The sequence below is a fragment of the Stenotrophomonas sp. AB1(2024) genome, from assembly GCF_037482345.1.
Lineage (GTDB): Bacteria > Pseudomonadota > Gammaproteobacteria > Xanthomonadales > Xanthomonadaceae > Stenotrophomonas.
Genome location: NZ_JBBHKO020000001.1, coordinates 3,500,945 through 3,522,491, shown reverse-complemented (window position 1 = coordinate 3,522,491; position 21,547 = coordinate 3,500,945). Strand labels below are relative to the sequence as shown.

The window sequence follows — 21,547 nt, the reverse complement described above, 5'->3', positions numbered from 1 at the left end:
GCCGGGCAGAGCCCGGCGCTACGACGTAGAGCGGGGCTCTGCCCCGCTGCCCGGCAGTCAATGAGAATTCATCTCATCTGCGTTAGAATGGCCGCGACAACGCAGATCAGACCCCCTCCCCATGTCTTCCGCTTTCGGCGCCGAAACGGTGCTTGAGGTCCGTCACTGGACCGACGCCTACTTCAGCTTCACCACGACCCGCGACAGCGGTTTCCGCTTCGAGAACGGCCAGTTCGTGATGATCGGCCTGGAAACCGACGCGCGGCCGCTGCTGCGCGCCTATTCCATCGCCAGCGCGAACTGGGAAGAGAACCTGGAGTTCTTCAGCATCAAGGTGCAGGACGGTCCGCTGACCTCGCGCCTGCAGCACATCAAGCCGGGCGACAAGGTGCTGGTCGGCAGGAAGCCCACCGGCACCCTGCTGATCAGCGACCTGCACCCGGGCAGACACCTGTACCTGCTGGGCACCGGCACCGGCCTGGCGCCATGGCTGTCGGTGATCAAGGACCCGGAAACCTACGAGCGTTTCGACAAGGTGATCCTCACCCACGGCGTGCGCTACGAAAAGGACCTGGCCTACCGCGACCTGTTCGAAAAGGAACTGCGCGAGCACGAATTCCTGGGCGGGATGATCGGCGACAAGCTGCTCTACTACCCGGCCGTGACCCGCGAACCGTTCCCGAACCAGGGCCGGTTGACCTCGCTGATGGAAAGCGGCGAGATGCAGCGCACCCTGGGGCTGCCCGAACTGAGCCCGGAAAACGACCGCGCCATGATCTGCGGCAGCCCGCAGATGCTGGCCGACCTGCGCAGCGTGCTGGACGCCCGCGGCTTCCAGACCTCACCGCGCATCGGCACGCCGGGGCATTACGTGTTCGAGCGCGCGTTCGTCGAGAAATAACCGCAGCCGGGCCGTGGCCCGGCGCACCGGCGTAGAGCCACGCCCTGCGTGGCTGCTCTTGGTCGGGCACCGCGAAGCCACGCAGGGCGTGGCGCTACGGATTCAATGCCTGTTCGATATCGCCGCGCAGGTTCTCCGGCTTGTCGGTCGGCGCATAACGTTCGCGCACCTGGCCATCGCGGCCGATCAGGAACTTGCTGAAGTTCCATTTGATCGCGCCGATGCCGAGCAGGCCGGTCTTCTCGGCCTTCAGCCACTTCCACAACGGGTGGGCGTTGTCACCGTTGACCTCGATCTTCTCCGACAGCGGGAAGTCCACGCCGTAGGTCAGTTTGCAGAAACTGGCGATCTCCTCTGCGTTGCCCGGCTCCTGGTGACCGAACTGGTCGCAGGGGAAGCCGATCACTACCAGGCCGCGCTCGCGGTAGGTGCGCCAGAGCTCTTCCAGGCCCTCGTACTGCGGGGTGAAGCCGCATTTGCTGGCCACGTTGACCAGCAGCAGGGGCTTGCCGCGGTACTGGTCCAGCGACTGTGGCTGGCCGTCCAGGCCCACGAACGAGAAATCGAATGCGGTGGTCATGGCAGTGCTCCAGGGAGGGGTATGGGCATTGTAGAGCCGCGCTGAGAGACCGGTGGGCGCCAGTTCGATGAACGCGTCGCCACGCGCCCCAATCCTACGGCATGGGCACGGAACATGGCTCTGATGCGTGGCTGCTCTTCGTCGGGCACCGCGCAGCCACGCAGGGCGTGGCTCTACGCCGGATGCGGATATCCCCGGCGCGGCCGCATGCCCCCGCCGCACATGCCTTTCGACACAAGCCCCGGCCCCTCACCCCGGGTTAACCTCGGGCGCCTGTCTTATCGGAGATTTCCCCTTGACCACCCGTCTTGCGCTTGCCGTCGCCGTGACCCTCGGCCTTGCCCTGCCCGCCTACTCTGCCGTTGCCGCCGCCCCTGCGGCCAGCACCGCCCAGCAGGCCAACCCGTTCTTCGCCGACAGCCCCCTGCCGCTGCACTACCCGCAGTTCGACAGGATCAAGGACAGCGACTTCGCCCCCGCCTTTGATGCCGGCATGGCCCAGCAGCTGAAGGAAGTGGAGGCCATTGCCAACAACAGGGCCAAGCCGACCTTCGACAACACGCTCATCGCCCTGGAAAAGAGCGGTGACACCCTGGACCGCGCCACCACCGTGTTCTTCAGCCTGGTCGGCGCCGACACCAACGATGCGCGCAAGAAGCTGCAGGCCGACTACTCGGCGAAGTTCGCCGCGCACAGCGATGCGATCGCGCTGAACGGCAAGCTGTTCGCCCGCATCCAGGCCCTGTATGACACCCGTACCCAGCTCGGCCTGGATGCCGAAGGCGTGCGCCTGGTCGAGAAGTACTACGAAAGCTACGTGCGCGCCGGCGCCAAGCTCAACGAAGCCGACAAGACCAAGCTCAAGGAAATGAACGCCGAGCTGGCCAACCTGGGCACGAAGTTCAGCCAGAACGTGCAGAACGAAGTGAACGCCTCGGCGGTGATCGTCGACGACGTCAAACTGCTCGACGGCCTGTCGGCCGAACAGATCGCCGCCGCCGCCGAAGCCGCCAAGGCACGCAAGCTGGACGGCAAGTACGTCATCGCCCTGCTCAACACCACCGGCCAGCCGCCGCTGACCAACCTGGCCAACCGCGACCTGCGCAAGAAGATCTACGACGCATCGGTCACCCGTGGCAGCCGCGGTGGCGAGTTCGACAACACCGGGCTGGTCGCGCGCATCATGCAGCTGCGCGCCGACAAGGCCAAGCTGATGGGCTTTGACAACTTCGCCGCCTACAACCTGACCAACCAGACCGCCAAGACCCCCGAAGCGGTCAATGCCATGCTGGGCCAGCTGGCCCCGGCCGCAGTGGCCAACGCCAAGCGCGAAGCAGCCGACCTGCAGGCGATGATCGACAAGGAACAGAAGGCTGCCGGCAAGCCGACCTTCCAGCTGGAAGCGTGGGACTGGGCCTACTACAGCGAAAAGGTGCGCCAGGCCAAGTACAACTTCGACGAATCCCAGCTCAAGCCCTACTTCGAGCTGAAGAACGTACTGGAAAACGGCGTGTTCTTCGCCGCCAACCAGGAATACGGTCTGACCTTCAAGCAGCGCACCGACCTGCCGGTGTACCACGACGACGTGACCGTCTACGACGTGTTCGATGCCGACGGCAGCCAGCTGGCGATCTTCATCTTCGACCCGTACGCGCGCGCGTCCAAGCGTGGCGGTGCGTGGATGAACTCCTACGTATCGCAGTCCGCGCTGACCGGCTTCAAGCCGGTGGTGGCCAACCACCTCAACATTCCCAAGCCGCCGGCCGGCCAGCCGACCCTGCTGACCTGGGATGAAGTGACCACCACCTTCCACGAATTCGGCCATGCCCTGCACGGCATGTTCTCGAACGTGAAATACCCCTACTTCTCGGGCACCTCGGTGCCGCGCGACTTCGTCGAGTTCCCCTCGCAGGTCAACGAGATGTGGTCGGACAACCCGCTCATCCTGAAGAACTACGCCAAGCACTACCAGGACGGCACCGCCATGCCGCAGGCGCTGCTGGACAAGGTGATTGCCGCAGCCAAGTTCAACCAGGGCTTTGCCACCACCGAGTACCTGGGTGCGGCCATGCTGGACCAGCGCTGGCACCAGATCGGCCCGGACCAGGTGCCGGCCGCCAAGGACGTGATGGCCTTCGAGCGCGCCGCGCTGGAGAAGGACGGCATCTACTACGCGCCGGTGCCGCCGCGCTACAAGACCCCGTACTTCAGCCACATCATGGGCGGTTACTCGGCCGGCTACTACGCCTACATCTGGTCCGAAGTGCTCGATGCCAACACCCAGAAGTGGTTCCGCGAGAACGGCGGCCTGAGCCGCAAGAACGGCGACCATTTCCGCCAAACCCTGTTGTCCAAGGGTGGCAGCGTGGATGCGATGCAGCTGTTCCGCGATTTCGCCGGCCACGAGCCGCAGATCGAGCCGCTGCTGGAAAAGCGTGGGCTGGTTCCGGAAACGAAATAATTCCAACCGCCTGGAAGACGAACCGCCCGGCATTGCCGGGCGGTTTTTTTTCGCCCGGCCGATCCTGGCACCAAAAGCCGTAGAGCCACGCCCTGCGTGGCTGCGGGTTTCCGAACGACGTTCCAGCCACGCAGGGCGTGGCGCTACGCCGTTACCGCGGTGCGATGTAGCCGCCCGGCACCCCGTTCGGCGACAGCACCAGCTGCCACAACTGGGCGTGCCTGCAGCGGAAACTGGCCATCGAGCCGGCCAGGTAGAACCGCCACATGCGCTTGAAACGTTCGTCGTAGCGCTGCCGGTCCAGCTGCGGCCAGGCCGCTTCCACGTTGCTGCGCCAGGCCTGCAGCGTGCGGTCGTAGTCAGCGCCGAAACTGTGCCAGTCCTCCAGCACGAACAGCCCCTCGTACGCGGCAGTGATCTGCGCGGCCGAGGGCAGCATCGAATTGGGAAAGATGTAGCGCGCAATCCATGGGTCGGTGCGGTGTCGCGAGAGATTGCTGCCGATGCTGTGCAGCAGGAACAGCCCATCCGGCGCCAGGCAGCGCCGCGCCATCTCGAAGTAGCTGCGATAGTTCTTGTCGCCTACATGCTCGAACATGCCCACCGACAGGATCGCGTCGAAGGTTTCTTCAACGTCGTGGTAATCCTGCAGGCGGATCTCGATCGGCAATCCCGCGCAAAGCTGGCGGGCATGGTCGGCCTGTTCCTGCGAAATGGTGATGCCCACCCCGGATACGCCGTAGCGTTCGGCGGCAAACTTCAGTGCCTCGCCCCAGCCGCAACCAATATCCAGCACACGCTGGCCCGGACGCAACCCGAGCTTGTGGCAGATCAGGTCGAGCTTGGCTTCCTGTGCGGTGTCCAGATCGCCTGCCCCGGTCCAGTACGCACAGCTGTAGACCAGTCGCTTGCCGAGCATCGCGTGGTACAGGTCATTGCCAAGATCGTAATGGCGACGGCCCACCTCAAGGTTGCCGCCGCCAGCCTGCAGGTTGAACAGCCGCGCCTTCAGCGCGTCGCCCAGCTCGCGCCAGCCGTGCACGCGTTCGTCAAGATGCGCCTGCATCAGGTGCAGCAGGAACCCATCCAGCGAAGCGGCATCCCACAGCCCGTCCATGTAGCTCTCGCCCAGCCCGAGCGAGCCCTGCGCGATCACGCGGGCGTAGAAATGCGGATCGTGCACGCGGATGTCGTGCGGACGGTCACCGTCGACGGTGACGTCCGCCTCGTGCAGCAACTCGATCACCCGCCGTTGCAGCCCCACGTCCATGGTCGCCCCCTGCTAGCCCTTGGCGAACAGCCCGGCATAGGCCGGGGCTACATGCGGCGCCAGCACGGCGGCGGGCACATCCACGGTCTGGGTGCCATCCGAATACGGTCCCACCTGGTAAGGCGGAAACACGAAACGCACGGCGGTGATCAGCCCGTTGGGATCGGTCATCGGCTGGAACTGGCTGAAGTTCCCGGCGCTGGCCCCGGTGCCGTCGGCAATCATCCGGCTGGCACTGCGCAGGGATTCCTGCAGCTGGCCCGGCTCCATGTCCTCGCTGCTCAACCGGGTGGCCACGCGCTCCTTCAGCTGGTCGGCGATGTAATCGCTGACCACCGCCCAACCCTTGCCGTCGGCCATCAGCTTGTCGGCAGTCAGCATCTGCTGCTGTTCGGGCAGCCAGACGAAACGGGCCACCAGCGGCTCACCATGGGCGCCGCCGGTATAGCGGCTGCCCTCGGCACTGATCACCAGCAGCTGCGGCGTCTCCAGCACCTTCTCGAAGCTCAGTGACAGCTCGTAGGGCATGGTCGGCTTGTCATTGCCCAGCCCGTCCACCGCCTGCTGCAGTTCACTGCGCGCGGCCGTGGCGTAATCCGACAGCGCCTTGGCCAGACCGGGGAAGCGGTTCACGTCCTGCGGGTAGCTGATGCCCACCACCGCCTGCGGGGTGTTCTCGATCACATCACGCAGCTCCAGCGGCGCCTCGACGGTGGCCTGCGGCGAGGTCGTGTCCGGCGGCTGCGCGGCGGCCGGGCTGTCTGCCGGGGCGACAGCGGTATCCGCGTCGCGTCGGCAGCCGGTCAGCAGTACCAGCCCCACAGCCAACGCCAGCGTGCCGGTACGCAGCGCACGGCGGTTTCCTGCGATGTTCATTGCAATCCTCTTGTTGAAACCCAGCATGATGATCCTTCGTCCGTGAAAAAAGCTTGTGCCTGCTACGCCAGCAGGTCCTGGTATTCGGCGTGCCGCTCGAAAAACTGTTCGGCGTATGCGCACTTCGGCACGACCTTGAGCTGTTTGTCGCGTGCGTACCGCAGAGCGACCTTGGTCAACTCCCCGGCGATGCCGCGGCCGCCGATGGCCTCAGGCACCTCGGTATGGGTAATGACCATCCGCCTGCGCTGGATCTGGTAGTCCAGCAGGGCCAGGTACCCCTGGATCCGGGCCTGGAACCGGTGGTGGGCCAGATCGTGCTCCACCTCGTACGCCAATCCGGGCGGGGTGACCGAAGCCATGGCGGGTGTCTCCTGCGGCGACTGTCGCGATAGTGCGCAGCGTAGCGCCATGATCGCGTGAAGCCTTAACAGGGGCAACAGGCGACGCATTTGGTCACATCACGCCGCGCCCCGCCACGCGCCCGGTTATCGCCGCGTCGGCAGGAATCCGCTTTTTGGGGGCTTTGGCTAAAGTCCCCCCGATTCAAGCCGATATCGGTATCGGACAGGTCGCAAAAGCTGGCACGGCTTTTGCGATACCTGACTGCCCCATCCGTGTCCCAAGGAGCTTCACATGGACCATGCACCCGATTTCACCCAGCCCGGCGACGCAGACAGCTCGCTGCTGGAAGGCCTGTTCCAGCTGGCCCTGAACGGCCAGACCCAAGGCTCGGAGTTCGATCTGATCGACCACGAAGTCTACGCGCGGCTGCTCAGCACCTACGGTACCGACCAGCGTTTCGCCGCGTGATTGAGGCACCGGGCGGCGTCTAGCCGCCCAGGCTGAAGCGCGGGTTGCTCAACTCGCGCAGGAAGTGCTCGAAGATCGCCGGGCGCATTGCCAGCATGAAGATCACGCCGAACGCGGCACCGGCCAGGTGCGCGCTGTGGTTGATCCGGTCACCGCCCCTGCGATCCATCCAGATGCTGTAGCCCACGTAGAACGCCGCATAGATGATCGCCGGCGCCGGGATGAAGAACACGAAGATGACGGTCCACGGGCTGAGCAGGATGAAGGCGAACAGCACCGCCGACACCGCGCCCGACGCGCCCAGGCTCAGGTAGTTCGGGTTCTTCTGGTTCTTCAGGTAGCTGGGCAGGATCGACACCACCAGCGCGCCCAGGTAGAACGCCGGGTAGGTCAGGTAGTTGCCGGTCAGGCCCACCATCACCGTTTCGATGTGTCCGCCGAAGAAGAACAGCGTGATCATGTTGAAGGCCAGGTGCGCCAGGTCCGCGTGGATGAACCCGTAGGTCACCAGGCGGTCGTACTGGCGCTTGCGGTCCACCGCCGGTGGCCACAGGATCAGGCGGTCGGCCAGTGCGCGGTTCTTGAACGCCACCCACGACACAATGACGGTGATGGCGATCAGCAGCAGGTTGACGGGGGTCATGGCGGTACTCAGGCAGCGCGGTAGTTGTCGACCATACGATAGCGCTTGGCATACCAACCGAAGGCCAACGCCGCCACGAAGGCGAATCCGGCGAAGAAGAACATCAGGAACGCGGCCTCGCTGAGCCCGGTACTGGCGATCTGGTGGGTCACCGTGTCGTTGCGCACCGCTGCGTTGGACAGCAGCACCCACAGGTTGCCGATGGTGGTGGTGAGGTTCCAGAAGCTCATCACCACACCCTTCATCGCCTGCGGCGCCTGGCTGTAGGCGAACTCCAGGCCGGTGGCCGAGACCAGCACCTCACCGAAGGTGAGCAGCGCGTAGGGCAGCATCTGCCAGAAGATGGACATCACGTTGCCGCCATCCATCATCACCTGGATGCCGCCGACCACGATCCAGGCCAGGCCGCTGAAGGCGATACCGGCGGTCATGCGGCGCAATGCGGTCGGCTCGAAGCCGAAGCGGCGCAGCGCCGGGTACAGCACCAGGTTGTTGAACGGAATCAGGATCATCACCAGCAGCGGATTCAGCGCCTGCATCTGCGAGGCGGTGAACCACGAGGGCATGGCCATCTGCTGGCCCTGCAGCACCCAGGTGGAGGCCTTCTGGTCGAACAGCGAGAAGAACGGCGTGGTGAGCGCGAAGATCACCAGCACGCGCAGCACCGAACGTACGCCTTCCACGGCCTCGGCCGGGTGCACGGCGCGGGCGCGGTCGAGCTGGATCCAGGTACCGCCGCCCACGCCGGCCAGTACCAGCACCAGCGCGATGCACAGGCAGATCACGATGCCGAGGCTGCCCACCAGGCCCATCGAGGCCACCGCCAGCACCGCGCCCAGGATGGCCAGGGTGCGGCCCGGACGGCCCTTGCCCGGCACCTGCGCCGACAGCGCGGTACGCACCACGTTGCCGAACGAATGCGGGTCCTTGGGCGGCAGCGGCACCAGCACGTAGCGCTTGCGGCCCAGCCAGAACACGAAGGTGGCCACGAACATCAGGATGCCGGGGATGCCGAACGCCCACTGCGGGCCCAGGTTCTTCAATGCCAGCGGAATCAGCAGCGAGGCGAACAGCGAGCCGAAATTGATGATCCAGTAGAACGCGTCGAATACGATCTTGGCCAGGTGCTTGTTGCTCTGGTCGAACTGGTCGCCCATGAACGAGGCCACCAGCGGCTTGATGCCACCGGCGCCCAGCGCGATCAGGCCCAGGCCGAGGAAGAAGCCCTCGCGGCTGTTCTCGAACAGCGCCAGGCAGGCGTGGCCGGCGCAGTAGATCAGGCTGAACCAGAGAATGGTGTGGTACTTGCCGAAGAACTTGTCGGCCAGCCAGCCGCCGAGCAGCGGGAAGAAGTACACGCCGATCATGAAGCTGTGCATGATGTCCTTGGCCTCGCCGGCCCGGCCATCGGCGGTGATCTCCTGCAGCAGCAGCGAGGTGATCAGGAACTGCACCAGGATGTTGCGCATCCCATAGAAGCTGAACCGCTCGCAGGCCTCATTGCCGATGATGTACGGAATCTGGCGCGGCAGGGATCCCTTGCCAGCGCTGGCGGCTGCGGTCGTGCTCATTCTATGGGGCTGTCCTGCGGGTTCAAAGGGCGCAAGGTTACCGGAAGGGCCGCGGCCGCGCACGTTGCGCTGGTACGTGACAACACCCGCGCGCAATGGCAGGCAGTGCCTGTCTGCTGACGGAAGTCACGGCACGTCCACGACTCAAGCGTAAACTTATCGTTATGCGCCTCCTCCCCACGGTTGTCGCAGGACGCTGGCACGGCTGGTTCCTGCTGTTGTTGTTGACCGCCCCCGCTGTGCCGGCCGATGCCCGGCAGAGCGAGGCACCGCCGCGCCTGCTGAAGGTCGCCACGCTGGAGCTGCCGGCCGTGGACGAGGCCCAATGGGAACGGCGCCGGGACCAGCTGCTGCAGGTGTTGGAAGGCCTGCAGCCGGACGTGATCGCGGTGCATCGGGTAGTGCAGACCAAGGGCGGCAACCCGGCCTGCTGGCTGGCCATCCGCCTGCGCTACAGCTGCGATTTCGTCACCGCCGACCCGCCCAGCCAGCCATTGCGCCATGGCAGCGCCATGCTGAGCCGGCTGCCGGTGGTCGAAGACGGGGTCACCCTGCTCCACCCGCCGGGCCAGTTCAGCGCAGCCGGCATGCTGCGGGTAAAGCTGCAGGAGGAGCAGATCAACATCTATGTGGCGCAACTGCGCCCGGATCCGGACGAAGCCCAGGTGCGCCAGCACCAGACCAACGACCTGATGACCTGGGTCGGCGCCACTTCGGACGGCCTGCCCTCCTTGATCGCCGGCGATTTCTCTGCCGATACCGACGAACTGGTGCGCAGTTCGCCCGGTTTCCAGCCGGCGCGCAAGAACCCCGGCGAACGCGTGGACCCGCCTTCAGTGGCTGCCGCCGCCAGCGGCCATGGTCTGGACGTGCTGTTCCAGGTGAGCCATTTTGCCGGCCAGGGCCTGCAGCCGTTGAAGTTGCCGGCACTGGAAGGCACCGACATCGGCGCCCTGCGCCTGGGCATCATCGCCACCCTGCGGCTACAAGGCGATGCGGAAACGAGGTAGCCGCATCACCCGGTAGCGCCGGCCGTTGGCCGGCCCTCGCATGACCGGACATCGCCTGGGCCGGCCAACGGCCGGCGCTACCGACAAACAAAAGGCCGGGCTTTTGGCCCGGCCTTTTCCAATCTGCAGATCGCCGCTTGAATCAGGCGATGGCTTCCTGGTAACGACGCTCGACTTCCTGCCAGTCGACCACCTTGAAGAACGCGCCGATGTAGTCCGGGCGACGGTTCTGGTACTTCAGGTAGTACGCGTGTTCCCACACGTCCAGGCCCAGGATCGGCGTGTTGCCCTCCATCAGCGGGCTGTCCTGGTTGCCACTGCTTTCCACCACGATCTTCTTGTCCGGGGTGACGCTCAGCCACGCCCAGCCGCTGCCGAAACGGGTCAGCGCTGCCTTGGTGAAGAGCTCCTTGAACTTCTCGAAACCACCCAGCTGGGCATCGATCGCCTGGGCGACGTCGCCCTTCGGGTTGCCACCGCCATTGGGCGACATCACGGTCCAGAACAGCGAGTGGTTGGCATGACCGCCACCGTTGTTGCGCACCGGGGTCTGCAGGTTCTCCGGCAGCGACTTGGTCTTCTTTACCAGATCTTCAACCGGCAGGTCGGCGTACTCAGTGCCTTCCAGCGCTGCGTTGACGTTGTTGATGTAGGTCTGATGATGCTTGGTGTGATGGATTTCCATCGTTTCCGCGTCGATATGCGGCTCGAGCGCGTCATAGGCGTAAGACAGCTTGGGGAGGGTATAGGCCATGTGGATCTCCTGGTAGCTCACTCGCCCGGCGAAGACCGGGCGTTGCGAAGTCGATGATGGGGATGGCCGCCAAGCTTACCAAGCCCTACGTAAAGGAAACTTCGTTGGGGGCGCTCCTCCAGATGCGCTCAGGGGATGTCGACGTTACATTAACCTCGTCCCCCGCACACTCGACCTTCACATGCGCAAACCTCTACTGCTGCTCGTTGCCATTGTCCTGCTGGTCGGCGGTCTCTTCGCCATCAAGGAAGCCCAGCACGCCCCGGCCCCGCAGTTCGCTCCGTCTCTGACCCAGCCGGCTGCCGACGTTGCACCCGCCAACGGCGCCCCGGCCAACCCCGGCGCGACCGCACAGCGATCGCACGACGCGCTGCCTGCCTTCCTGCCTGCGGAAGCGCGCCAGACCATCGTCCTGATCCAGCGCGGCGGCCCCTATCCGCACCGCCAGGACGGCGGCGTCTTCAGCAACCGCGAACAGCGCCTGCCCGACCGACCGCGCGGCTACTACCGCGAATACACCGTGGACACGCCGGGTGCCGGCAACCGGGGCGCGCGTCGCATCGTGACCGGCGGCAATCCGCCGACCGGTTGGTTCTACACCGACGACCACTACGAAACCTTCCGCAGTTTCGAGGTCCCACCTGCCGGGAGCTGGCAATGAACCACGATGGATTCGAATTGGGCCTGGACGATATCAACAACGCTGGCGTGTATTCGGTCACCAACGACGACATTGCGCCGCTGTCGGCCGCGATGCGCGATGCCGGGCTGCGGGTGGCCACGATTGATCTTCAAGGGTGCATCGACAAGCGCACCTTGGTTGCACGCATTGCCGCGCAGCTGGATTTCCCACAGACGTTTGGTGGCAACTGGGACGCGCTGTTGGACTGCCTTCGCGACCTGTCGTGGCTGCAGGCCAACGGCTATGCGTTGTTCTTCAGTGACGCCGATGGCTTGAAGGCGGGCGCGGAAAAGGATTTTGAAACGCTGCTGGATGTGCTGGACGATGCCAGCACGTCGTGGGGCAAGGACGACGTACCGTTCTGGGCGTTTGTCGCGCTGCGCGATTGAACAACCCGCAGCACGGCGCCCACAATCGGTAGCGCCGGCCGTTGGCCGGCCCACGCGGTGCTGATGGAGATCATGAGGGCCGGCCAACGGCCGGCGCTACCCGCCGATGATGGCTTCGCCATCATCGGCTGCCGTTGTCGTCCTGTAGTTCCTTCTTGAACGGGATGTCCGGCGGCGGGCGCGCTACCGCCGGCTGGTCCTGCATGTTGGGGTCGGTCAGGCCGCAGCCGCCGCCGAACTGCAGGAGAGAGACCACGCAGGAGATTTTCGAGCTGGTGCCGGGGATGGGAATTTCCACGGCCTTGATGCCCTTGCGTACCCATTCGGCCAGCAGCGATTCGTTCGGTGCCCAGTACTTGTCGAACGAGGTCGGCGTGTAGTCGTACGGCGGGCGCTTCAGCCACGTGCCGGATTGGGCAATGCGTTCGCGGCTCCAGCCATCGTTCTCGCCACCGGGCGCGCCGCGTGTGCTGTCGCCGCTGCCGCCCTGGTCGGGCACGCGCACGCTGCCGTCGGCATTGAACAGTCCATCGCCGGTGCGGCCGGCGCCCTGGTTGGCCTGGGCACCACTGCGTTCACCGGCGCGGTTGCTGTCGGCTGCGCCCCAGTCGTCGCCGCGTGCAGGCGTGGCCCAGTTGCCGGGTGTGGCCGACGGACGCGCGGCAGGCGTAGTGGCGGGTGCCGGACTCGAGGCCGTGCTGCGGCTGGGCGCGGACTGGCTTGCCGTGCTCGGGCCTGGCGCGGCCGACGGGGTGGACGCTGCGGTCGACGGCGTTGCCGCAGCCGGTGCCGGGCGCGCCGAAGCGTTGGGGACGGCGCGTTCCCGCACCGTCACCTCCGGGCTGCGCCCGGGCACGTTCACCTCACGCTGGGGCACGGGCGCGACCGTCACGGACACCGACGGCGTCGGCGTCACTTCGCGTTCGCGCACCTGCACATCACGTTGCGGCACGTTGACCTCGACCCGTGGCCCCGGCGTGGGCACCGGCGGCGTGGGCGCGTTGACCACAGTGACCTCGCGCTCGCGTACAACCAGTTCCGGCGTGCGCACCTGTGGCTGCGCCGGCCTGACGGTCGGGGCGACCACGGGCGGGGTCGGCGCTTCCACCACCTCGACGGTGCGTTCGCGTACCTGCACCTCGGGCGCATCGCGCGGAATCACCCGCACTTCGGTGCGCGGCACACTGGTGGGGGGCACCACGAAATCGGTGGTGGCTTCGGCAACGTCGGTGGCCTGGATGGGTTGCTCCACGGCCGTGGGCGCCGGCGCTGGCGGTGTCGGCGTGGGTTCCACGCTGGCGACAGGTTCCGGCGCGGACGCAGGCGTCGGCGGTTGCGGGGCGGTTGCCGCCGCCGGGCTCGGCCGCGACGCAGCTGGCGCGTCCTGGGAGGTCGCAGCAGCTGCTGCTGCGCTACCCGCGGCGGCGGCGGGTTCGCCGTCGCCACTGTCCTGCGGCGTGCCACCGCCCAGGAACTCCACCTGGATGCGCCCGCCATCGCCGCCCTGCTCCGGCTGCACGGGCGGGCGGACCAGCGCCACCCACAACAGCAGCAGCGCGAACATCACGTGCAGCAGCAGGCTGATCACCGCCGAGGTCCAGCGCATCCAGCGCTGGTCGCGCGGGGCCGGGTCCCAGGTCTGCCAGAGCAGTCGGCGAACCGACTGCACGAACCCCAGCGCCGGCAAACGGCCGGGCGAGCCCGGCAACGGCCGCTGGATCAGTTCGGCAATGACTTCCGAAGCGCGGAACGGGCGCGGCAACGGGGTCAGCGCGCGCAGCCACAGGCCCCACCCGTAGGGAAGGCCCGTGGTTTTTTCAACGATGCGCTTGTCCGGCTGGCGAGCCAGCAACCCGTTGAGGATCTCGTCAGCCCGGCGCAGTGTCACGCAGGACGATCAGGCAGCCGTGCCGCGGGGAATGTACGGCGCGTGACCGCTGTCATGGTCGGTCGCATCGCGTACCGCGGTGATGCCGGGCACGCGGCCCATCAGCGTTTTCTCGATGCCTTGCTTGAGGGTGACGTCGGCCATGCCGCAGCCCTGGCAGCCCCCCCCGAAGCGCAGCAGTACCACGCCATCGGCGGACACTTCCTGCACAGCGACTTTGCCGCCATGCGAGGCCAGCTGCGGATTGACTTCGTTTTCCACCACCCAATGCACCCGCTCGACCAGCGAGGCCGACTCGGCCGGGGCTTCGCCCTTGATCTTCGGCGCCTTGATGGTCAGCTGCTGGCCACCGGTGGCGTTGGTGACGATGTCGATGTCGGCGCCGTCCATCCATGCCACGCTGGTGGCGGCCACGTACAGGGTGAAGCCGTCGCAGTCCACCGCCCACTCGTCGCCAAGCAGGTCGGCCGGTTCGGCGAACTCCAGGCGGGCATCGGCGCGCGGGGTGCCAGGGTCCACCGCGCTCAGGCGCACGCCCATGCCGGGCACGGCTTCGCGCTCGATGAGCTTGCGGAAATAAGTCTGGGCAGTGTCGGAGATCTGGATCATGCGGCTATTCTAGCGGCTTACATGTTATGCGCTCATTCGGTTTATACACCGTCCGGCGCATTGTTCAGGCATACACGAGGTGGAGGATTCCATGGCCGACCTGATTCCGCTGGCGCAGGCCCGTTGCGTCCCGCGCAAGGGCAGCGACCACAAGCTGGGCGAAGCCCGGGTAGCCGAGCTGCTGCCGCAGATTCCCGGCTGGGAGCTGGCCGAGCAGGGCCAGGCCCTGACCCGGACCTTCCGCTTCGCCAACTACTACAAGACCATGGCGTTCGTGAACGCGCTGGCCTGGGTGGCCCATGCCGAGGACCACCACCCCGACCTGGGCGTGCATTACGACCGCGCCGTGGTGCGCTTCTCCACCCATGATGTGGGTGGGCTCAGCGAGAACGACTTCATCTGTGCAGCCAAGGCTTCGGGCCTGACGGAGTGAGTTTGATGAAAATGCCAAGAGCAGCCACGCAGGTCGTGGCTCTACAACTGCTGGTTGCTGCCAGCCTTGTCGGGTGCGGTGGGTCTTCGGAGCCGGCGGCGCCGGTTGCGGCGCCCACCGAGGTGGCGGCGGTGAAGACGCCGCCGCCGGTGTATCCCATTGAGCTTGCGTGCCAAGGCATCGGTGGGACCACCACGCTGAAGGTGGTGGTGGCAACCGACGGCAAGCCTGGGCAGATTCAGCTGGTGACCGGCAGCGGCAATGGCCAGCTCGACGAGCAGGCGAAGAAGGCGGTCGAGGGCTGGCAGTTCAAGGCCGCCACCCGCGCCGGCCAGGCCGTGCCCACCACCATCCAGGTGCCGGTGAGCTTCAACCCGCCGCAGCCCAAGCCGGATGAGTGCTTCGCCGTGGAAGAGCGGCTGCGCCGCGGCGGCTGATCGCGGCCTCGCGCCAGCACACGCCAGCCTCCATCCCCCTGATCGCCCCACCGCCCTGCCCGCCTCACGTCCACCCGGACGAGGCGGCGACGGGGCGGTCGTGGCGCGTTACCCGTGTAAAGGACGCCGTGGCGCATGCTGGAAATTACCAATGAAAACGTATGGGTTGCCCTGCTGGTGACCCTGGCGGCCGGCCTGGCCACCGGCCTGGGCAGCCTGATGGTGTTGTTCTCGCGCCGCCCCAACCCCCGCCTGCTGGCCTTCGGCCTGGCCTTTGCCGGCGGCGCGATGGTGTTCGTGTCGCTGACCGAGATCCTGACCAAAGCGATCGACTCGTTCACCCTGGCCTATGACGCGCGCACCGGGTACGCCTACGCCACCGCCGCCTTCCTGTGCGGGGTGCTGTTGATCGTGCTGATCGACCATCTGATCCCGAACCCGCACGAAAGCCTGGACAAGCAGGACCCGATGTTCCGGGAGAACAACAAGGCCTACATCAAGCGGGTGGGCCTGCTGACGGCGGTGGCGATCACCGCGCACAACTTCCCGGAGGGGCTGGCCACGTTCTTCGCGACGCTGGAAAGCCCATCGGTGGGCATGCCGCTGGCGTTCGCCATTGCCATCCACAATATCCCCGAGGGCATCGCGATCGCGGTGCCGGTGTATTTCGCGACCCAGAACAAGTTCTATGCGTTCGGCGCCAGCCTGTTGTCAGGCCTGGCCGAGCCGGTGGGCGCGGCGATCGGCTACGTGCTGTTGTCCGGGGTGCTCAACCACGCCACGTTCGGCTGGGTCTTCGGGTTGATTTCGGGTGTGATGGTGTTCCTGGCGCTCGATGAGCTGCTGCCAGCGGCCAAGCGCTACGCCAAAGGCCATGAGACGGTGTACGGGCTGGTGGCCGGCATGGCCAGCCTGGCGATCAGCCTGGTGCTGTTCAAGTGGTGATTGCGTGCGGGCGTGGCGTGGATGCCGTGGGCCGGCCAACGGCCGGCGCTACCGGATGCGGGTTGATTGATTCCAATCCCGATGGGCCTGCGACGGTTACCGGGCCTCTGGTTGGTTGATCCCGATCTGTGGACGTTACGTAGCGGTTCGTAGCCCCGGCCGTTGGCCGGACACCGCGCGCAGCGCGGCCCAAGTGTCCGGAGACGGTCACCCAACGATTGCCGCCACCACCCCGGCGTTTAGAAGTTCCGAAGCCGCCCGTCAGGCGTTCATGATCCCGGAACGAAGAGCAGCCGGCCAACGGCCGGCGCTACCGCTTCGGATCGTCTAAACGCCGGACGGAGTATCGGGGGCCGCATTCGGCCACCTCCTGACACTTGGGCCGCGCTGCGCGCGGTGTCCGGCCAACGGCCGGGGCTACGAATTCATATGGGCCCATTGGGATTGGGATCAATCAACCAAGGGCCGACGAATTTTTCCGGGCCCATCCGGGCCCGGATCAATCAACCAACAGTGTCACCCCAACCGGTTCAACACCTCGTTCAATTCATCCGCCAACGGCGCGTTGAGCAGGTACGGGGTCTTGCCGGCGTCCAGCGAGAATTCCAGCGAGGCGGCGTGCAGGAACAGGCGTTTCAGCCCGATCTGGTCACGAAGCCGCTTGTTGACGTCCGGATCGCCGTATTTGTCGTCACCTGCCACCGGATGACCCAGGTGCTGGGCATGCACGCGGATCTGGTGGGTACGGCCGGTTTCAATCCGCACTTCGCAGAACGAATGGCCGCCCCGGCGCTCCAGCACGCTGAAATGGCTCACCGACGCCTTGCCGATCGCATTGACCTGCACGTGGCGCTCTCCGCCCTGGCGCAGCCCTACGTGCAACGGCGCGTCCACGGTCATGGTGCCGTCGGGCATGCGCCCCACCAGCAGAGTCAGGTAGCGCTTGCGGATGCCGGCGCCGTGGTCTTCACGCAGCAGTGCCTGCAGCTCGCTCAGCGCCGAACGCTTCTTGGCCACGATCAGCAGGCCCGAGGTGTCCCGGTCCAGCCGGTGCACCAGCTCCAGGGTCTTGCCGGGGCGCAGCGCACGCAGGGTTTCGATGGCACCGAAGCTGATCCCGCTGCCGCCATGGCTGGCCACGCCGGAGGGCTTGTTCAGGGCCAGCAGGCGCTCATCTTCGTAGACGATCGCGTCTTCCAGCCGCTTCATGAACGCCGCCGGTGGGCCGGCTTTGTCTCCCTCCTCGGTGAGACGAACCGGTGGCACGCGCACTTCGTCGCCCTCCACCAGCTTGCGTTCGGCCTTGGCGCGGCCGCCGTTCACACGGACCTGGCCGCTGCGCACGAGTTTGTAGACCAGACTGCGTGGCGCACCCTTCAGCTGGCCGAGCAGGAAGTTGTCCAGGCGTTGCCCGGCGCGGTCGGCCGGGACAGTCAGGAGACGGACGCTGGTCTTGCCTTCAGCGGGTTTGGGGGACGGCACGGTATCGGTCATTGGCCTTTTATTCTGTTACACTCGGCGGGCGAGATAAGGGATTGATTTCGTTGGAAGTTGCTCTGGGCCAGAAGCCCGACTTCCCTCGATTCCGGCACAGTGCGCAGCCACCGCCCCCGGGGCGGCCATGTTAGCGGCTCACCGGCAGTCCCGGCCATCGCCGGATGCCTGACACGCGTCTGCGCTGAAAAAATGTCCCTGTGGCGCTCCAGCCTGGCTGAAAGCTGCCTCCGGCCCGCAACACCCAAACCAAAACAAATGAAGCGCTCCCGCGGCCTGCCGTGGTGTCGTAGCGCTGGAAGCCCAAGCCGCCCTCCCCGCGCATGCGCGATGGGCGTGCAAGCGTGACCAGAAGCGAAACCCCATGGCGTTCCGCGCGGTAGCAGCGCGCGAGGAACGCAATATGAAGCGAATGCTGATCAACGCCACGCAGGCTGAAGAGCTGCGGGTAGCCATCGTGGATGGCCAGACGCTGTACGACATCGACATCGAACAGCCGTCCAAGGAACAGAAGAAGTCGAACATCTACAAGGGCCGCATCACGCGCCTTGAACCGTCGCTGGAAGCGGCCTTCGTCGAATACGGCGGCGAACGCCACGGCTTCCTGCCGCTGAAGGAAATCTCCCGCGATTACTTCCAGGCCGGGGTCGACCCCAACAAGGCCGGCATCCGCGAACTGCTGCGTGAAGGACAGGAAGTGGTGGTACAGGTCGACAAGGAAGAACGTGGCAACAAGGGCGCTGCCCTGACCACGTTCATCTCCCTGGCCGGCCGCTACATGGTGCTGATGCCCAACTCGCCCACCGCCGGTGGCGTGTCGCGTCGCATCGAGGGCGAAGACCGCGCCGCGCTGAAGGAAGCGTTGGACAAGCTGGACATCCCCGACGACATGGGCGTGATCATCCGCACCGCCGGCGTCGGCCGCGATGCCGAAGAGCTGCAATGGGACCTGGACTATCTGCTCCAGGTCTGGAAGTCCATCGCCGAAGCGGCGCTGACCAAGCCGGCCCCGTTCCTGATCTACCAGGAATCGCGCCTGATCGTGCGCGCCCTGCGCGACTACCTGCGCGCCGATGTCGGCGAGATCCTGGTCGATACCGAGGAACTCTACGAAACCGCCCGCGAGTTCATGCAGCAGGTGATGCCGCAGACCCTGCGCAAGCTCAAGCATTACAAGGACGATATCCCGCTGTTCAACCGCTTCCAGATCGAATCGCAGATCGAAGGCGCGTATGAACGCAACGTGCGACTGCCCTCGGGCGGCTCGATCGTGGTCGACCAGACCGAAGCGCTGACCGCCATCGACGTGAACTCCTCGCGCGCCACCAAGGGCAGCGACATCGAGGACACCGCGTTCCAGACCAACCTGGAAGCGGCCGAAGAAGTGGCCCGCCAGCTGCGCCTGCGCGACCTGGGCGGCCTGGTGGTGATCGACTTCATCGACATGGCCTCCAACAAGCACCAGCGCGAAGTCGAGAACCGCCTGCAGAACGCGCTCAAGTACGACCGTGCGCGCGTGCAGCTGGGCCGCATTTCGCGCTTTGGCCTGATGGAAATGAGCCGCCAGCGCCTGCGCCCGAGCCTGGGCGAATCCAGCCAGATCGTCTGCCCGCGCTGCGACGGCCACGGCCGCATGCGCAGCGTGGAATCGCTGTCGCTGTCGATCATCCGCGTGGCTGAAGAGCATGCGATGAAGGAAAACACCGGGCAGGTGCTGGTCCAGGCCCCGGTCGAGATCGCCAACTACCTGCTCAACGAAAAGCGCAGCGCGCTGCGCGAGATCGAACAGCGCCATGACGCGCCGATCGTGATCGTGGCCGACGAGCAGCTGCACACCCCGCACTACGAAGTGACCCGCCTGCGCGAAAACGAAATGGGCGATGAAAGCGGCAAGCCGAGCTACCAGCGCGGCACCCCGCGCAAGCTGCCGGTGCATGCGCTGACCAAGGCGCAGCTGAACATTCCGGTCGCCCCGGCTGTCACCAACGTCAAGCACAGTTCGCCGGCCCCGGTCCGCGAAGCCGCCGAACCGGTGGCTGCTGCGCCGGCCCCGGTCGCTCCCGCCCCGGCTGCTGCTCCGACCGCCACCGGTGTGGTCGGCTGGCTCAAGCGCATCTTCGGTGGTGAACCGGCGCCGGCCGCCGCACCGCAGAACAACGCGCGCCCGGCCCAGGACGGCAACCGCAACGGCCGCAACAAGGACCGCAACGGCAAGGACCGCAACGGCCGCCGCGATGAGCGTGGCGAGCGTGGTCAGGGTCAGGGTCGCGGCAAGGACCGTCGTGATGACCGTGGCGAACGCGCCGGCAAGGGCGAGCGCCGCCAGGAGGTGGCCGCGCAGGCCGTCGCTCCCGCCGCAGGCCAGGCCCAGCAGGGCAAGCCGCGCAACGAGCAGCAACCCAAGGCCCCGCGCAATGAGCAGCAGCCGAAGCTGAACCAGAAGCAGAAGCCGCCGCGCCAGCAGAACGAGGGCGAAAAGCCCTCGCGCCAGCCGCAGACCGATGCCGCCAAGCCGGTGCAGACCGGCGCGACGGCCGCCGATGCCGCGCTGGCCGCCGCCGCCGCCGTGACCGTGGCCGACGCCGCGATCCCGGTCACCACCGCCCCGACCGTAGCCCCGGCAGCGAACCAGGCCCCGGCCGACGACAACCCGCTGATCGCGGTTGCGGTTGATGGCGAAGCCAGCGAGCACGGCGAAGCACCGGGCACCGGCGACGATGCCAGTGGCGAAGGCGCCTCGCGCCGTCGTCGTGGCCGCCGCGGTGGCCGCCGTCGTCGTCGTGGCAATGGCGAGCAGGCTGCAGGCAGCGAGGGGTTGAGCGATGACGCCGGTCTGGACGATGACGGCGACAATGACGACCAGGATGGCGATCAGGACGGTGACAACACCGCCCAGGCCGCCCGCCCTGCCGCCAGCAGCGAGCCGAACCCCGAGTTCGACTTCGATGACGACGGCACCGCACCGACCGCACCGGTCCAGGCCCCGCGCCCGGCCCCGGTGGCTGCCGTTGCCGCCGCCGCGCCGCTGGCCGTGGTCAGCAGCCCGGTGGTGACCGCCGGTCACGCCGAGGTCGCCCCGGCCCCGAAGGTCGAGCCGGCGGCAGAGCGCGCGCCGTCGTACACCGACCGCGTGCCCTTCGTCGAATCGCCTATGCCGGCGCCGGTCGCCCCGGCTCCGGTCGCGGTTGAAGCACCGGTTGCCCCGATCAGCGGGAAGCCGTCCGTGACCGAAGCACCGAAGGCGGTCGAGGCTCCGGCCGTGACGGAAACCCCGAAGGCTGTTGAAGCCCCGGTCGTGATCGAGGCACCGAAGACCGTTGAGGCCCCGGTTGTGACCGAAGCCCCGAAGGCTGTCGAAGCCCCGGTCGTCACGGAAGCACCGAAGCCGATCGAAACGCCCGTCGTGCCCCCGGCCCAGACCGCGCCCGCCGCGATCGAGACGCCGGTGGTCGAGCACAAGGGTCCGACCGAAGTCGGCCGCCCGGTGCAGACCAGCATGCTGGACGCGGTGGACGCCGTGCCAGCCGCTCCGGCCGCCCCGGCACCGGTGGCGCGCATGGAGCCGGTGGAGACCGCACCGGTCGTGCAGAACGGCCAGCTGTTCGGCAACGCCGCCAGCGACGCCGCACCGACCGATACCGCCGCCCAGGCCGCGCACGCAGAGGCACGCGAAGACATCCCGACCGATGAACTCGCCCCGGCCGAAGCCGCTGCCAAGGAAGAACAGGACAAGGCCGACAAGCCCTGATCCGACCCCCGTAGCGCCACGCCCTGCGTGGCTGGGAAGCAAA

Annotated in this window: 20 protein-coding genes; 10 read left to right on the top strand and 10 right to left on the bottom strand. The window is 66.5% G+C overall.

Features of this window, described 5'->3' with window-relative positions; translation table 11 throughout:
• Nucleotides 1-121: 121 nt before the first annotated feature.
• Nucleotides 122-901 carry a ferredoxin--NADP reductase gene (locus tag WIX41_RS15810; RefSeq protein WP_339449088.1) on the top strand — a complete coding sequence of 260 codons (780 nt, stop codon included), beginning with the start codon at nucleotides 122-124 and terminating at the stop codon, nucleotides 899-901.
• Between the two features lie 94 nt (nucleotides 902-995).
• Here the strand turns inward: WIX41_RS15810 and WIX41_RS15805 are convergent, their stop codons facing one another.
• Entirely contained in the window at nucleotides 996-1,481 is a 486-nt protein-coding gene (locus WIX41_RS15805; RefSeq protein ID WP_339449086.1) for a glutathione peroxidase, read from the bottom strand.
• A 295-nt stretch (nucleotides 1,482-1,776) separates the two neighbouring features.
• On the opposite strand from WIX41_RS15805, the gene WIX41_RS15800 reads away from it, so the two are divergent.
• Nucleotides 1,777-3,942, top strand: coding sequence for a M3 family metallopeptidase (locus WIX41_RS15800; protein ID WP_339449084.1), 2,166 nt, complete (start codon nucleotides 1,777-1,779; stop codon nucleotides 3,940-3,942).
• A gap of 151 nt (nucleotides 3,943-4,093) precedes the next feature.
• On the opposite strand, the gene cfa is transcribed toward WIX41_RS15800, so the two are convergent.
• The 3 genes from cfa to WIX41_RS15785 form a co-directional block, all read right to left on the bottom strand.
• Nucleotides 4,094-5,212: a cyclopropane fatty acyl phospholipid synthase gene (gene cfa, locus WIX41_RS15795; RefSeq protein WP_339449082.1), complete on the bottom strand. Its 1,119-nt coding sequence runs from the start codon at nucleotides 5,210-5,212 to the stop codon at nucleotides 4,094-4,096.
• 12 nt (nucleotides 5,213-5,224) lie between these two features.
• On the bottom strand, nucleotides 5,225-6,088 hold the full coding sequence (locus tag WIX41_RS15790; protein ID WP_339449080.1) for a DUF3298 and DUF4163 domain-containing protein: 864 nt from the start codon (nucleotides 6,086-6,088) through the stop codon (nucleotides 5,225-5,227).
• 62 nt (nucleotides 6,089-6,150) lie between these two features.
• On the bottom strand, nucleotides 6,151-6,450 hold the full coding sequence (locus WIX41_RS15785; RefSeq protein ID WP_339449078.1) for a GNAT family N-acetyltransferase: 300 nt from the start codon (nucleotides 6,448-6,450) through the stop codon (nucleotides 6,151-6,153).
• A 274-nt stretch (nucleotides 6,451-6,724) separates the two neighbouring features.
• On the opposite strand from WIX41_RS15785, the gene WIX41_RS15780 reads away from it, so the two are divergent.
• Nucleotides 6,725-6,901 (top strand): hypothetical protein, encoded by a 177-nt coding sequence (locus WIX41_RS15780; protein ID WP_184126639.1) that lies wholly within the window; start codon nucleotides 6,725-6,727, stop codon nucleotides 6,899-6,901.
• A 19-nt stretch (nucleotides 6,902-6,920) separates the two neighbouring features.
• Here WIX41_RS15780 and WIX41_RS15775 read toward each other — a convergent pair whose 3' ends face one another.
• A complete protein-coding gene (locus WIX41_RS15775; protein ID WP_339449075.1) occupies nucleotides 6,921-7,544 on the bottom strand; it encodes a rhomboid family intramembrane serine protease in 624 nt (207 codons plus the stop codon).
• Between the two features lie 8 nt (nucleotides 7,545-7,552).
• Nucleotides 7,553-9,115 (bottom strand): oligopeptide:H+ symporter, encoded by a 1,563-nt coding sequence (locus tag WIX41_RS15770; protein WP_339449073.1) that lies wholly within the window; start codon nucleotides 9,113-9,115, stop codon nucleotides 7,553-7,555.
• 164 nt (nucleotides 9,116-9,279) lie between these two features.
• Here WIX41_RS15770 and WIX41_RS15765 point away from each other — a divergent pair, with 164 nt between their 5' ends.
• Complete coding sequence (locus WIX41_RS15765; protein ID WP_339449071.1) at nucleotides 9,280-10,125, top strand: endonuclease/exonuclease/phosphatase family protein; 846 nt, start codon at nucleotides 9,280-9,282, stop codon at nucleotides 10,123-10,125.
• A 142-nt stretch (nucleotides 10,126-10,267) separates the two neighbouring features.
• On the opposite strand, the gene WIX41_RS15760 is transcribed toward WIX41_RS15765, so the two are convergent.
• On the bottom strand, nucleotides 10,268-10,879 hold the full coding sequence (locus WIX41_RS15760; protein ID WP_339449069.1) for a superoxide dismutase: 612 nt from the start codon (nucleotides 10,877-10,879) through the stop codon (nucleotides 10,268-10,270).
• Between the two features lie 181 nt (nucleotides 10,880-11,060).
• On the opposite strand from WIX41_RS15760, the gene WIX41_RS15755 reads away from it, so the two are divergent.
• Both WIX41_RS15755 and WIX41_RS15750 read left to right on the top strand, forming a co-directional pair.
• Nucleotides 11,061-11,540, top strand: a complete 480-nt coding sequence (locus WIX41_RS15755) for a ribonuclease domain-containing protein (protein ID WP_339449067.1) — start codon at nucleotides 11,061-11,063, stop codon at nucleotides 11,538-11,540.
• The gene (locus tag WIX41_RS15750; RefSeq protein ID WP_339449066.1) at nucleotides 11,537-11,950 is read left to right on the top strand and encodes a barstar family protein; all 414 of its coding nucleotides are present in this window, start codon (nucleotides 11,537-11,539) and stop codon (nucleotides 11,948-11,950) included. The genes WIX41_RS15755 and WIX41_RS15750 overlap by 4 nt, the downstream gene beginning before the upstream one ends.
• 121 nt (nucleotides 11,951-12,071) lie before the next feature.
• Here WIX41_RS15750 and WIX41_RS15745 read toward each other — a convergent pair whose 3' ends face one another.
• Nucleotides 12,072-13,838 (bottom strand): hypothetical protein, encoded by a 1,767-nt coding sequence (locus tag WIX41_RS15745; RefSeq protein WP_339449065.1) that lies wholly within the window; start codon nucleotides 13,836-13,838, stop codon nucleotides 12,072-12,074.
• Between the two features lie 9 nt (nucleotides 13,839-13,847).
• On the bottom strand, nucleotides 13,848-14,447 hold the full coding sequence (locus WIX41_RS15740) for an NfuA family Fe-S biogenesis protein (protein WP_339449064.1): 600 nt from the start codon (nucleotides 14,445-14,447) through the stop codon (nucleotides 13,848-13,850).
• Between the two features lie 91 nt (nucleotides 14,448-14,538).
• Here WIX41_RS15740 and WIX41_RS15735 point away from each other — a divergent pair, with 91 nt between their 5' ends.
• The 3 genes from WIX41_RS15735 (at nucleotide 14,539) to zupT (ending at nucleotide 16,262) form a co-directional block, all read left to right on the top strand.
• The gene (locus WIX41_RS15735) at nucleotides 14,539-14,880 is read left to right on the top strand and encodes a 4a-hydroxytetrahydrobiopterin dehydratase (RefSeq protein ID WP_339449063.1); all 342 of its coding nucleotides are present in this window, start codon (nucleotides 14,539-14,541) and stop codon (nucleotides 14,878-14,880) included.
• 5 nt (nucleotides 14,881-14,885) lie between these two features.
• Entirely contained in the window at nucleotides 14,886-15,317 is a 432-nt protein-coding gene (locus tag WIX41_RS15730; protein ID WP_339449062.1) for an energy transducer TonB, read from the top strand.
• Nucleotides 15,318-15,452: 135 nt separating this feature from the next.
• Nucleotides 15,453-16,262 (top strand): zinc transporter ZupT, encoded by an 810-nt coding sequence (gene zupT / locus WIX41_RS15725; RefSeq protein WP_339449061.1) that lies wholly within the window; start codon nucleotides 15,453-15,455, stop codon nucleotides 16,260-16,262.
• A gap of 516 nt (nucleotides 16,263-16,778) precedes the next feature.
• Here zupT and WIX41_RS15720 read toward each other — a convergent pair.
• Nucleotides 16,779-17,756, bottom strand: a complete 978-nt coding sequence (locus WIX41_RS15720; RefSeq protein WP_339449060.1) for an RluA family pseudouridine synthase — start codon at nucleotides 17,754-17,756, stop codon at nucleotides 16,779-16,781.
• Nucleotides 17,757-18,159: 403 nt separating this feature from the next.
• On the opposite strand from WIX41_RS15720, the gene rne reads away from it, so the two are divergent.
• Nucleotides 18,160-21,504: a ribonuclease E gene (gene rne, locus WIX41_RS15715; protein ID WP_339449059.1), complete on the top strand. Its 3,345-nt coding sequence runs from the start codon at nucleotides 18,160-18,162 to the stop codon at nucleotides 21,502-21,504.
• The last annotated feature ends 43 nt before the right edge of the window (nucleotides 21,505-21,547 follow it).